Source organism: Pseudomonas sp. P106(2024), from assembly GCF_057480815.1.
Window position 1 is genome coordinate 622,900 of sequence record NZ_JBLIYU010000001.1, and the last position, 12,692, is coordinate 635,591.

Sequence of the window (12,692 nt, forward strand, 5' to 3'; positions counted from 1 at the left end):
AATCCGCATGGCCATCAAGAAACGCGGTCTCGGACGTGGGTTGGATGCACTGCTCAGTGGTCCTTCCGTCAGCGCGCTCGAAGCGCAGGCAGTGAAGATCGACCAGAATGAACTGCAACAGCTGCCGGTCGAGCTGATCCAGCGCGGCAAGTACCAGCCGCGCCGCGACATGGATCCCGAGGCGCTGGAGGAACTGGCGCACTCGATCCGCACCCACGGCGTCATGCAACCGATCGTGGTGCGCCCGATCGGCGACAACCGCTACGAGATCATCGCCGGTGAGCGCCGCTGGCGCGCCACCCAGCAGGCCGGCCTGGACACCGTGCCGGCCATGGTCCGCGAAGTGCCCGACGAAGCCGCCATCGCCATGGCGCTGATCGAGAACATCCAGCGCGAGGACCTCAACCCGCTGGAGGAAGCCCTGGCCCTGCAGCGCCTGCAGCAGGAGTTCGAGCTGACCCAGCAGCAGGTGGCCGATGCCGTCGGCAAGTCGCGGGTGACCGTGGCCAACCTGCTGCGCCTGATCTCGCTGCCCGAGGCCATCAAGACCATGCTCGCCCACGGCGACCTGGAGATGGGCCACGCCCGCGCCTTGCTCGGCCTCGAGGAGGATCGTCAGGAAGAAGGGGCGCGTCATGTTGTCGCACGCGGGCTCACCGTGCGCCAGACCGAGGCACTGGTGCGCCAGTGGCTCAATGGCAAACCTGAGCCGGTCGAGGCCAGCAAACCTGATCCGGATATCGCCCGTCTTGAACAGCGTCTGGCAGAGCGCCTGGGCTCGGCGGTACAAATTCGCCACGGCAACAAGGGCAAAGGCCAGTTGGTTATTCGCTACAACTCCCTTGACGAGTTGCAAGGCGTGCTTGCTCACATCCGCTGAAACAATTCCTGTTGTAGCGCGCAGTCGGAAATCACTACCGAAGAGTTGAATAGGGGTTAATCCACCCCTATACTCTGCGCGCATTTTGTCGGCACAAATTATGCCAAGTCATTGCTGACTAGGCGGTCGACTTTCGAGGAGCAGTTGTGATGGAAATACGCACGCCAAACCGCCTGCCTTTCCATCGCTGGGCGGTTTTTCCGGTACTGCTGGCTCAATTTGTCGTCCTGCTGCTGGCAACCTTGGTGTTGTGGCAGTGGAAAGGGGCGGTCAGTGGATATTCAGGCCTCTGCGGAGGATTGATTGCCTGGCTGCCCAATGTGTATTTCGCCTGGAAGGCTTTTCGCTTCAGCGGAGCCCGGGCGGCGCAGGCCATCGTCAAGTCGTTCTACGCGGGCGAGGCAGGCAAGATGATTTTGACGGCAGTGCTGTTTGCACTGACCTTCGCAGGAGTGAAGCCATTGGCGCCGTTGGCAGTATTCGGCGTCTTCGTGCTGACCCTTTTGGTCAGCTGGTTCGCGCCCCTGCTGATGAATAAAAGACTTTCGAGACCTTAGGGCGTTTGAGGCAACCATGGCAGCAGAAACCGCTTCGGGCTATATCCAGCACCACTTGCAGAACCTGACCTACGGTCAACTACCAGACGGCAGCTGGGGCTTCGCCCATTCGGCTGCAGAAGCCAAGGCAATGGGCTTCTGGGCGTTCCACGTGGACACCCTCGGCTGGTCCGTTGCGCTGGGTCTGATCTTCCTGTTCATCTTCCGCATGGCGGCCAAGAAGGCGACTTCCGGCCAGCCGAGCGGTCTGCAGAACTTCGTGGAAGTGCTGGTGGACTTCGTCAACGGCAGCGTGAAGGATTCCTTCCACGGCCGTAGCCCGGTGATTGCTCCGCTGGCGCTGACCATTTTCGTCTGGGTCTTCCTGATGAACGCCATCGACCTGGTACCGGTCGACTGGATTCCTCAGCTGGCCATCCTGATCTCCGGTGATCCGCACATTCCGTTCCGCGCGGTTTCGACCACCGACCCGAACGCGACCCTGGCCATGGCCTTCTGCGTGTTCGCCCTGATCATCTTCTACAGCATCAAGGTCAAGGGCCTGGGCGGCTTCCTCGGCGAGCTCACCCTGCACCCGTTCGGCAGCAAGAATATCTTCGTGCAGATCCTGCTGATCCCGGTGAACTTCCTGCTTGAATTCGTCACCCTGATCGCCAAGCCGATCTCGCTGGCCCTGCGTCTGTTCGGCAACATGTACGCCGGCGAACTGGTGTTCATCCTGATCGCGGTGATGTTCGGCGCCGGCATCCTCTGGCTCAGCGGCCTGGGTGTGGTGCTGCAGTGGGCGTGGGCCGTGTTCCACATCCTGATCATCACCCTGCAAGCTTTCATCTTCATGATGCTGACCATCGTTTACCTGTCGATGGCTCACGAAGATAACCATTAAGACCGCCTGGCGTGTCTGATAGCCTTCCCCGCCCGTTTGGGGGGAGGGCTTAAAAAGTCCGCAAGGGCATGCTGTACCAAACGATTTGTTTTACCGCTTCAAACTAAAAACCTAACCAATACGACGTAAAAGTCGGGAGGAAAGATGGAAACTGTAGTTGGTCTGACCGCTATCGCTGTTGCTCTGCTGATCGGCCTGGGTGCTCTGGGTACCGCCATTGGTTTCGGCCTGCTGGGCGGCAAGTTCCTGGAAGGCGCTGCTCGCCAGCCAGAAATGGTTCCGATGCTGCAGGTCAAAATGTTCATCGTTGCCGGTCTGCTCGACGCCGTAACCATGATCGGTGTTGGTATCGCTCTGTTCTTCACCTTCGCGAACCCCTTCGTTGGTCAGATCGCCGGCTAATCACTCGTTCCTACGAGTTGATTGGTGTGATGGACAAAGACCGAGCGAGGTGTTGGCGTGAACATTAATGCAACCCTGATTGGCCAATCCGTTGCTTTTCTGATTTTTGTACTCTTCTGCATGAAGTACGTATGGCCTCCGGTCATCACTGCCCTGCAAGAGCGCCAAAAGAAGATTGCCGACGGCTTGGACGCTGCCAACCGCGCAGCTCGCGACCTGGAGCTGGCCCAAGAGAAAGCGGGTCAGCAACTGCGTGAAGCGAAGGCACAGGCAGCCGAAATCATTGAGCAAAGCAAGAAACGCGCTGCTCAGCTTGTCGAGGAAGCCCGTGAACAGGCTCGCGTCGAAGCTGACCGTGTGAAGGCTCAGGCTCAAGCCGAGATCGAACAGGAACTGAACAGCGTCAAAGACGCCCTGCGTGCCCAAGTGGGTGCCCTGGCCGTTGGCGGTGCTGAAAAGATCCTTGGCGCCACAATCGATCAAAACGCGCATGCGGAGCTGGTTAACAAACTGGCCGCTGAAATTTAAGCGAGGGCGATCATGGCAGAACTGACCACGTTGGCCCGACCTTACGCTAAGGCTGCCTTCGAGCATGCCCAGGCCCATCAGCAACTGGCCAATTGGTCAGCCATGCTCGGCCTGGCTGCTGCGGTGTCGCAAGACGACACCATGCAGCGCCTGCTCAAGGCCCCGCAACTGACTAGCGCAGAAAAGGCCGCCGCATTCATTGAAGTGTGCGGTGACAAGTTTGACGCCAAGGCACAGAATTTCATTCATGTTGCCGCGGAAAACGAACGTCTCCTGCTTCTGCCGGAGATTTCGACTCTGTTCGACCTGTACAAGGCCGAGCAAGAGAAATCCGTGGACGTGGAAGTCACCAGTGCTTTTGCGTTGAACCAAGAACAGCAAGACAAACTCGCCAAGGTTCTCAGTGCACGGTTAGGCCAGGAAGTGCGCCTGCACGCGTCGGAGGATGCCAGCCTGATCGGCGGCGTCGTCATCCGCGCTGGCGACCTGGTAATCGACGGTTCGGTTCGCGGCAAGATCGCGAAACTGGCCGAAGCCTTGAAATCTTGAGTTTGAAGGGGCAGCAGAGCAATGCAGCAACTCAATCCTTCCGAAATTAGTGAAATCATCAAGGGCCGCATCGACAACCTCGATGTTGGCTCCCAAGCCCGTAACGAAGGTACCGTCGTTTCGGTTTCCGACGGCATCGTGCGGATCCACGGTCTGGCCGACGTCATGTACGGCGAAATGATCGAGTTCCCGGGCAGCGTATTCGGCATGGCCCTGAACCTGGAGCAAGACTCCGTAGGTGCAGTGGTCCTGGGTGCCTATGACACCCTCGCCGAAGGCATGAGCGCCAAGTGCACCGGCCGCATCCTGGAAGTTCCGGTTGGTAAGGAACTGCTGGGTCGCGTCGTCGACGCACTGGGTAACCCGATCGACGGCAAAGGTCCTCTGGGCAACACCCAGACCGACGCGGTCGAGAAAGTAGCTCCAGGCGTGATCTGGCGTAAGTCGGTAGACCAGCCTGTACAGACTGGCTACAAGTCCGTCGACGCCATGATCCCTGTCGGCCGTGGCCAGCGCGAGCTGATCATCGGTGACCGTCAGATCGGCAAGACCGCCATGGCCATCGACGCCATCATCAACCAGAAAGACTCCGGTATTTTCTGTGTTTATGTTGCAGTCGGCCAGAAGCGTTCCACCGTTGCCAACATCGTTCGCAAGCTGGAAGAAGCTGGCGCCCTGGCCAACACCATCGTGGTCGTTGCCAGCGCCTCGGAATCCGCCGCACTGCAGTTCCTGGCTCCGTACGCCGGCTGCACCATGGGCGAGTTCTTCCGTGACCGCGGTGAAGACGCGCTGATCGTCTACGATGACCTGTCCAAGCAGGCCGTTGCCTACCGTCAGATCTCCCTGCTGCTGCGCCGTCCACCAGGACGTGAAGCGTACCCAGGCGACGTGTTCTATCTCCACTCCCGTCTGCTGGAGCGTGCATCGCGCGTTTCCGAAGAGTACGTCGAGAAGTTCACCAACGGTGCCGTAACCGGCAAGACTGGCTCGCTGACCGCCCTGCCGATCATCGAAACCCAGGCTGGCGACGTTTCCGCGTTCGTTCCGACCAACGTGATCTCGATCACCGACGGTCAGATCTTCCTGGAATCGGCCATGTTCAACGCAGGCATCCGTCCTGCCGTTAACGCCGGTGTGTCGGTATCCCGTGTTGGTGGTGCCGCCCAGACCAAGATCATCAAGAAGCTGTCCGGTGGTATCCGTACCGCCCTGGCCCAGTACCGTGAACTGGCGGCCTTCGCCCAGTTCGCTTCGGACCTGGACGAGGCTACCCGCAAGCAGCTGGAGCATGGTCAGCGCGTTACCGAGCTGATGAAGCAGAAGCAGTACGCGCCAATGTCGATCGCCGACATGGCCCTGTCGCTGTACGCCGCTGAGCGTGGTTTCCTGACCGACGTAGAAGTCGCCAAGGTCGGTAGCTTCGAGCAAGCTCTGATCGCCTACTTCAACCGTGATCACGCCGAACTGATGGCGAAGATCAACGTGAAGGGTGACTTCAACGACGAAATCGACGCTGGCATGAAAGCCGGTATCGAGAAGTTCAAGGCCACCCAGACCTGGTAAGCCGCAGCGGGGGCTCCGGCCCCCGCTTGCTAACCTGATAGGTGATACATGGCAGGCGCAAAAGAGATTCGCAGTAAGATTGCGAGCATCAAAAGCACGCAAAAAATTACCAGCGCCATGGAGAAAGTGGCGGTCAGCAAAATGCGCAAGGCACAAATGCGCATGGCTGCTAGCCGTCCTTACGCGGAGCGTATCCGCCAGGTGATCGGTCATCTGGCCAACGCCAACCCGGAATATCGCCACCCGTTCATGATCGAGCGCCCTGTAAAGCGCGCCGGTTATATCGTGGTGAGCAGTGACCGTGGTCTGTGCGGTGGCTTGAACACCAACCTGTTCAAGGCCCTGGTCAAGGACATGAACGAAAACCGCGAACAGGGCGTTGAAATCGACCTGTGCGTGATCGGCAGCAAGGGTGCGACTTTCTTCCGCATCTTTGGCGGCAACGTCGTAGCCGCGATCAGCCACCTGGGCGAAGAGCCATCGATCAATGATCTGATCGGCTCCGTCAAGGTGATGCTGGACGCCTACCTGGACGGCCGCATCGATCGCCTCTCGGTGGTTTCGAACAAGTTCATCAACACCATGACCCAAAAACCGACGGTCGAGCAATTGGTACCGTTGGTGGCAACCCCGGATCAGGAACTCAAGCACCACTGGGACTACCTGTACGAACCCGACGCAAAAGAGCTGCTGGACGGCTTGATGGTGCGTTACGTGGAGTCGCAGGTCTACCAGGCAGTGGTCGAGAACAACGCTGCTGAACAAGCGGCCCGGATGATCGCCATGAAGAACGCCACAGACAACGCCGGTGATTTGATCAAAGAGCTTCAGTTGATCTACAACAAGGCGCGTCAGGCTGCGATCACCCAGGAGATCTCGGAAATCGTCGGCGGCGCTGCCGCGGTTTAACGGTTCAAAAATTCAGAGGATCCAGCTATGAGTAGCGGACGTATCGTTCAAATCATCGGCGCCGTCATCGACGTGGAATTCCCACGTGATGCCGTGCCGAGTGTTTACAACGCGCTGAAAGTACAAGGCGCGGAAACCACCCTGGAAGTTCAGCAGCAGCTGGGCGACGGCGTGGTTCGTACCATTGCGATGGGCTCGACCGAAGGTCTGAAGCGCGGTCTGGATGTCGTCGACACCAAGGCAGCCATCTCGGTACCTGTCGGCAAGGCAACCCTGGGCCGTATCATGGACGTCCTGGGCAACCCGATCGACGAAGCCGGCCCAATCGGCGAAGAAGAGCGTCGCGGTATTCACCAGCCAGCGCCTTCGTTCTCCGACCAGGCGGGCGGCAACGACCTGCTGGAAACCGGTATCAAGGTTATCGACCTGGTCTGCCCGTTCGCCAAGGGTGGTAAGGTTGGTCTGTTCGGTGGTGCCGGCGTCGGCAAGACCGTGAACATGATGGAACTGATCCGTAACATCGCCATGGAACACAGCGGTTACTCCGTGTTCGCTGGTGTGGGTGAGCGTACTCGTGAGGGTAACGACTTCTACCACGAGATGAAGGACTCCAACGTTCTCGACAAGGTAGCGCTGGTCTACGGTCAGATGAACGAGCCACCAGGAAACCGTCTGCGCGTAGCGCTGACCGGCCTGACCATGGCCGAGAAGTTCCGTGACGAAGGTAACGACGTTCTGCTGTTCGTCGACAACATCTATCGTTACACCCTGGCCGGTACCGAAGTATCCGCACTGCTGGGCCGTATGCCTTCGGCAGTAGGTTACCAGCCGACCCTGGCCGAAGAGATGGGCGTTCTGCAAGAGCGTATCACTTCGACCAAAGAAGGTTCGATCACCTCCGTACAGGCCGTATACGTACCTGCGGACGACCTGACCGACCCGTCGCCAGCCACCACCTTCGCCCACTTGGACGCCACCGTCGTTCTGTCCCGTGACATCGCTTCCCTGGGTATCTACCCAGCGGTCGACCCACTGGACTCGACTTCGCGCCAGCTGGACCCGAACGTGATCGGCACCGAGCACTACGAGACCGCTCGTGGCGTTCAGTATGTTCTGCAGCGCTACAAAGAGCTGAAGGACATCATCGCGATCCTGGGTATGGACGAACTGTCCGAAGCCGACAAGCAACTGGTTGCCCGCGCTCGTAAGATCCAGCGCTTCCTGTCGCAGCCGTTCTTCGTGGCCGAAGTCTTCACCGGCTCGCCAGGCAAGTACGTTTCGCTCAAGGACACCATCGCTGGCTTCAGCGGCATCCTCAAAGGTGACTACGACCACCTGCCAGAACAAGCGTTCTACATGGTCGGCAGCATCGACGAAGCGATCGAGAAAGCCAAGAAACTGTAATCCCGGCGCCCCGCAAGGGGCGCTAATCAGGTTGAGGCAAGCAGATGGCTATGACAGTCCATTGCGATATCGTCAGCGCGGAAGGAGAGATCTTCTCCGGCCTGGTCGAGATGGTAGTAGCGCACGGCAACCTGGGCGATCTGGGTATCGCTCCAGGCCACGCGCCGCTGATCACCAATCTCAAGCCTGGTCCGATCACGCTGACCAAGCAGGGTGGCACTCAAGAGGTGTACTACATCTCCGGTGGCTTCCTCGAAGTGCAGCCGAACATGGTCAAGGTTCTTGCCGACACCGTGCAGCGCGCTGCCGACCTGGACGAAGCTCAGGCTCAGGAAGCCCTCAAGGCTGCCGAGAACGCGCTGAACACTAAAGGCTCGGACTTCGACTACGGCGCTGCTGCCGCACGTCTGGCCGAGGCTGCAGCTCAGCTGCGTACTGTCCAGCAATTGCGCAAAGGCAAGTAAACCGGCCTTGGCCGCTTACCGCTGTTGCGATTGAGTTAAAGGGTAGCCTCGGCTACCCTTTTTCTTTTTCTGAAATTCCCTTCGGTCACGTCCCTGACCACCCAGGATTGGTAGCCAGTCAATGTCCCTCGATATCGTCATTCTCGCCGCAGGCCAAGGCACCCGCATGCGCTCTGCACTGCCGAAGGTCCTGCACCCGGTCGCCGGCAACTCCATGCTCGGCCACGTTATCCACAGCGCACGCCAGTTGCAGCCCAAAGGTATTCACGTGGTTATCGGCCATGGCGCCGAGCTGGTCCGTGAGCGCCTGGCCGCCGACGATCTGAACTTCGTCATGCAGGACAAGCAACTGGGTACCGGCCATGCCGTGGCCCAGGCGTTGCCGGCGATCACCGCCGAAACCGTGCTGGTGCTCTACGGGGATGTGCCGTTGATCGAGGTGGAAACCCTGCAGCGCCTGCTGGCCAAGGCCAGCGAGCAGCAGCTGGGGCTGCTCACCGTGACCTTGCAGGATCCGACCGGTTACGGGCGCATCGTGCGTGACGCAGCGGGCAACGTGACCGCGATCGTCGAGCACAAGGATGCCAGCGAAGCGCAGAAGGCGATCAAGGAAGGCAACACCGGCATCCTCGCCATGCCTGCCGCACGGCTGGCCGACTGGATGGGACGGTTGTCCAATAACAACGCTCAGGGCGAGTACTACCTTACCGACGTGATCGCCATGGCCGTGGCCGATGGCCTGGTGGTCGCCACCGAGCAGCCCCAAGATCCGATGGAAGTGCAGGGCGCCAACGACCGCCGTCAATTGGCGGAGCTTGAGCGGCACTATCAACTGCGTGAAGGCCGCCGTTTGATGGCCCAGGGCGTCACGCTGCGTGATCCGGCGCGCTTCGATGTGCGTGGTGAGGTGACGGTGGGCCGCGATGTGCTGATCGACATTAACGTCATTCTCGAAGGCAAGGTGGTGATCGAGGATGACGTGCAGATCGGCCCCAACTGCGTGATCAAGGACAGCACCCTGCGCAAGGGCGTGGTGGTCAAGGCCAACAGCCACCTTGAAGGCGCGGTGCTGGGCGAGGGCAGCGATGCTGGTCCGTTCGCCCGTCTGCGTCCGGGCAGCGTGCTGGAAGCCCGCGCCCATGTGGGTAACTTTGTCGAGCTGAAGAACGCGCACCTGGGCGAGGGCGCCAAGGCCGGTCACCTGACCTACCTGGGCGATGCCGAGATCGGTGCCCGCACTAACATCGGTGCCGGCACCATCACCTGCAACTACGACGGCGCGAACAAGTTCCGCACCGTGATGGGCGAGGATGTGTTCATCGGTTCCAACAACTCGCTGGTGGCACCTGTGGAAATCCAGGCGGGAGCCACTACCGCCGCGGGCTCGACCATCACCCAGACAGTCGAAGCCGGGCAGTTGGGCGTTGCCCGTGCGCGCCAGCGCAACATCGAAGGCTGGAAGCGGCCGGAGAAGCTCAAGAAGAGCTGAGTTATCCACAGCACTTTCAATAAAAAGCCGGCTTATGTGAATAAGCCGGCTTTTTATTGGGTGTCGTATAGAGGTCCCCTGTAGGAGCGGCCTTGTGTCGCGAAAGGGCCGCAAAGCGGCCCCAGCTATTTCTGCCTTGGCGCTAAGATCCTGGGGCTGCTTTGCAGCCCTTTCGCGACACAAGGCCGCTCCTACAAGGGCCGTGTCAGTGCAGAGAGAAACTTGACGAATCGCTCATCTTAGGTTTTGATTGCAACACTATCTTTCGAATCGAAACTTAAACTGACATGTCGAAACGAAACACTCCCCAGCGCCGCCACAATATCCTGGCCCTGCTCAACGAGCAGGGCGAGGTGAGCGTCGACGCCCTGGCCAAGCGTTTCGAAACTTCCGAAGTCACCATCCGTAAGGACCTCGCCGCTCTGGAGGCCAACGGCTTGCTGCTGCGCCGGTACGGTGGCGCTGTGACCATGCCCCAGGAACTGCTGGGCGACACAGTCCAGCCGGTGTCCTTGTACAAGCAGGCCATCGCCCGGGCGGCGGTCGGACGCATCCGCGAGCATGCGCGCATCATCATCGATAGCGGCAGCACCACGGCGGCGATGATCCCCCAGCTCGGGCGCCAGCCGGGTCTGGTGGTGATGACCAACTCGCTCAACGTGGCCCGCGCCATCAGCGAGCAGGAGCATGAGCCTGTATTGCTGATGACCGGTGGTACCTGGGACCCACATTCGGAGTCCTTCCAGGGCCAGGTGGCCGAGCAAGTACTACGCTCATACGACTTCGATCAGCTGTTCATCGGTGCCGACGGCATCGACCTGGAGCGTGGCACCACCACCTTCAACGAGCTGTTGGGCTTGAGCCGGGTCATGGCCGAGGTGGCGCGCGAGGTGATCGTCATGGTCGAGTCGGACAAGGTCGGTCGCAAGATCCCCAACCTCGAGCTGCCCTGGGGCAGCGTCAATACCCTGATTACTGATGATCGCCTGCCCGCCGAGGCACGCGACCGGATTCAAGCCCGCGGCATCACCCTTATCTGCGCCGCTATCAGCTAGGAGCAACATCTTATGTGTGGAATCGTTGGTGCCGTTGCCGAGCGCAATATCACTGCCATCCTCATCGAAGGCCTCAAGCGCCTGGAATACCGTGGTTATGACAGCGCCGGCCTGGCCGTGCTGAACCAGCAAGGCGCGCTGGAGCGTCGCCGTCGCATCGGCAAGGTCAGCGAACTCGAAGGCGCCGTGACCGCCGACCCGCTGGCCGGCCAGCTGGGCATCGCCCACACTCGCTGGGCAACCCATGGCGCGCCGACCGAAAACAATGCCCACCCGCATTTCTCCGGGCACGACGTGGCGGTGGTGCACAACGGCATCATCGAGAACCACGAAGAGCTGCGTGAAGAGCTCAGGGGCCTGGGCTATGCCTTTGTCTCGCAGACCGACACCGAAGTCATCGTCCACCTGATCCACCACCTGCTCAAGGACATTCCCGACCTGACCGACGCGCTCAAGGCCGCGGTCAAACGCCTGCACGGGGCTTATGGCCTGGCGGTGATCAGCGCCAGCCAGCCGGACCGCTTGGTCGCCGCCCGCAGCGGCAGCCCGCTGGTGATCGGCCTTGGCCTCGGTGAAAACTTCCTGGCCTCCGACCAATTGGCCCTGCGCCAGGTCACCGACCGCTTCATGTACCTGGAAGAAGGCGATATCGCCGAGATCCGCCGTGACCAGGTGCAGATCTGGGATCAGGCCGGTCATCCGGTCCAGCGTGAGACGGTGCAGTACCACGAAGGCGCCGAAGCCGCCGAGAAGGGCAACTACCGCCACTTCATGCTCAAGGAAATCCACGAGCAGCCCACCGTGGTGCAGCGCACCCTGGAAGGGCGCCTGGGCAAGGACCACGTGATGGTCCAGGCCTTCGGCCCACAGGCCGCCGAGCTGTTCGCCAAGGTGCGCAACGTGCAGATCGTTGCCTGTGGCACCAGCTACCACGCCGGCATGGTCGCCCGCTACTGGCTGGAAAGCCTGGCCGGTATCCCTTGCCAAGTGGAAGTGGCCAGCGAGTTCCGCTACCGCAAGGTGGTGGTGCAGCCGGACACCCTGTTCGTCTCCATCTCGCAGTCCGGCGAGACCGCCGACACCCTGGCGGCCCTGCGCAATGCCAAGGAGCTGGGCTTCCTCGGCAGCCTGGCGATCTGCAACAAGGGCATCAGCTCGCTGGTGCGCGAATCCGACCTGACCCTGCTGACCCTGGCCGGGCCGGAGATCGGCGTCGCCTCGACCAAGGCCTTCACTACCCAGCTGGTGTCGCTGATGCTGCTGACCCTGGCCCTCGGCCATGTGCGCGGCACCCTCGAAGCCGGTGTCGAAGCCGAGCTGGTGGACGAGCTGCGCCGCCTGCCGGCCCGCCTGAGCGAGGCGCTGGCGATGGATGGCGTGGTCGAGAAGATCGCCGAGCTGTTCGCCGACAAGCACCACACCCTGTTCCTTGGCCGCGGCGCCCAGTACCCGGTGGCGATGGAAGGTGCGCTCAAGCTCAAGGAGATCTCCTACATCCACGCCGAAGCCTACCCGGCCGGCGAGCTCAAGCATGGCCCGCTGGCGCTGGTGGACAACGACATGCCGGTGGTGACCGTGGCGCCGAACAACGAACTGCTGGAGAAGCTCAAGTCGAACCTGCAGGAAGTCCGCGCCCGTGGCGGTGAACTGGTGGTGTTCGCCGACGAGCAGGCCGGCATGAGCAACGGCGAGGGCACCCATGTGATCAACGTGCCGCACATCAACGATGCGCTGGCGCCGATCCTCTACACCATTCCGCTGCAACTGCTGTCGTACTACGTCGCCGTGCTCAAGGGCACCGACGTCGACCAGCCGCGTAACCTGGCCAAGTCGGTGACGGTGGAATAACGCCACTGCTGTCGAGGCAAGGGTGGTTTCTGAGAATTAAGACTGTCGCACGGCAATAAAAACTGTCGCTGACGAAGGGAGTCGTAACTGGCTCCCTTCTTCGTTTAGCTTCACGATCGCCTCTGGTCTGCCAGGGGCGTTTTCGTTTACAGGAA

General features: G+C 60.6%; 13 protein-coding genes. All 13 read left to right on the plus strand.

Annotated elements, in window-relative coordinates; translation table 11 throughout:
• Positions 1 to 7 precede the first annotated feature (7 nt).
• Positions 8 to 880, plus strand: a complete 873-nt coding sequence (locus AC25M7_RS02850; RefSeq protein WP_028690023.1) for a ParB/RepB/Spo0J family partition protein — start codon at positions 8 to 10, stop codon at positions 878 to 880.
• Between the two features lie 149 nt (positions 881 to 1,029).
• On the plus strand, positions 1,030 to 1,437 hold the full coding sequence (locus tag AC25M7_RS02855) for a F0F1 ATP synthase subunit I (protein WP_008092225.1): 408 nt from the start codon (positions 1,030 to 1,032) through the stop codon (positions 1,435 to 1,437).
• A gap of 16 nt (positions 1,438 to 1,453) precedes the next feature.
• A complete protein-coding gene (gene atpB / locus AC25M7_RS02860; protein WP_028690022.1) occupies positions 1,454 to 2,323 on the plus strand; it encodes a F0F1 ATP synthase subunit A in 870 nt (289 codons plus the stop codon).
• 144 nt (positions 2,324 to 2,467) lie between these two features.
• On the plus strand, positions 2,468 to 2,725 hold the full coding sequence (atpE, locus tag AC25M7_RS02865) for a F0F1 ATP synthase subunit C (RefSeq protein WP_003097235.1): 258 nt from the start codon (positions 2,468 to 2,470) through the stop codon (positions 2,723 to 2,725).
• A 57-nt stretch (positions 2,726 to 2,782) separates the two neighbouring features.
• Positions 2,783 to 3,253 (plus strand): F0F1 ATP synthase subunit B, encoded by a 471-nt coding sequence (locus tag AC25M7_RS02870; RefSeq protein WP_023383136.1) that lies wholly within the window; start codon positions 2,783 to 2,785, stop codon positions 3,251 to 3,253.
• Positions 3,254 to 3,265: 12 nt separating this feature from the next.
• Positions 3,266 to 3,802, plus strand: coding sequence for a F0F1 ATP synthase subunit delta (locus AC25M7_RS02875; RefSeq protein WP_023628561.1), 537 nt, complete (start codon positions 3,266 to 3,268; stop codon positions 3,800 to 3,802).
• Positions 3,803 to 3,823: 21 nt separating this feature from the next.
• Complete coding sequence (atpA, locus tag AC25M7_RS02880; protein WP_028690021.1) at positions 3,824 to 5,368, plus strand: F0F1 ATP synthase subunit alpha; 1,545 nt, start codon at positions 3,824 to 3,826, stop codon at positions 5,366 to 5,368.
• A 48-nt stretch (positions 5,369 to 5,416) separates the two neighbouring features.
• Complete coding sequence (gene atpG, locus AC25M7_RS02885) at positions 5,417 to 6,277, plus strand: F0F1 ATP synthase subunit gamma (RefSeq protein WP_028690020.1); 861 nt, start codon at positions 5,417 to 5,419, stop codon at positions 6,275 to 6,277.
• A gap of 27 nt (positions 6,278 to 6,304) precedes the next feature.
• Positions 6,305 to 7,681, plus strand: coding sequence for a F0F1 ATP synthase subunit beta (atpD, locus tag AC25M7_RS02890; protein WP_028690019.1), 1,377 nt, complete (start codon positions 6,305 to 6,307; stop codon positions 7,679 to 7,681).
• Between the two features lie 44 nt (positions 7,682 to 7,725).
• Entirely contained in the window at positions 7,726 to 8,145 is a 420-nt protein-coding gene (locus tag AC25M7_RS02895; protein ID WP_028690018.1) for a F0F1 ATP synthase subunit epsilon, read from the plus strand.
• A 121-nt stretch (positions 8,146 to 8,266) separates the two neighbouring features.
• Positions 8,267 to 9,634 (plus strand): bifunctional UDP-N-acetylglucosamine diphosphorylase/glucosamine-1-phosphate N-acetyltransferase GlmU, encoded by a 1,368-nt coding sequence (glmU, locus tag AC25M7_RS02900; protein ID WP_197865893.1) that lies wholly within the window; start codon positions 8,267 to 8,269, stop codon positions 9,632 to 9,634.
• A 287-nt stretch (positions 9,635 to 9,921) separates the two neighbouring features.
• A complete protein-coding gene (locus AC25M7_RS02905; RefSeq protein WP_028690016.1) occupies positions 9,922 to 10,689 on the plus strand; it encodes a DeoR/GlpR family DNA-binding transcription regulator in 768 nt (255 codons plus the stop codon).
• A 12-nt stretch (positions 10,690 to 10,701) separates the two neighbouring features.
• Positions 10,702 to 12,537, plus strand: a complete 1,836-nt coding sequence (gene glmS / locus AC25M7_RS02910) for a glutamine--fructose-6-phosphate transaminase (isomerizing) (protein ID WP_028690015.1) — start codon at positions 10,702 to 10,704, stop codon at positions 12,535 to 12,537.
• Positions 12,538 to 12,692: the final 155 nt, after the last annotated feature.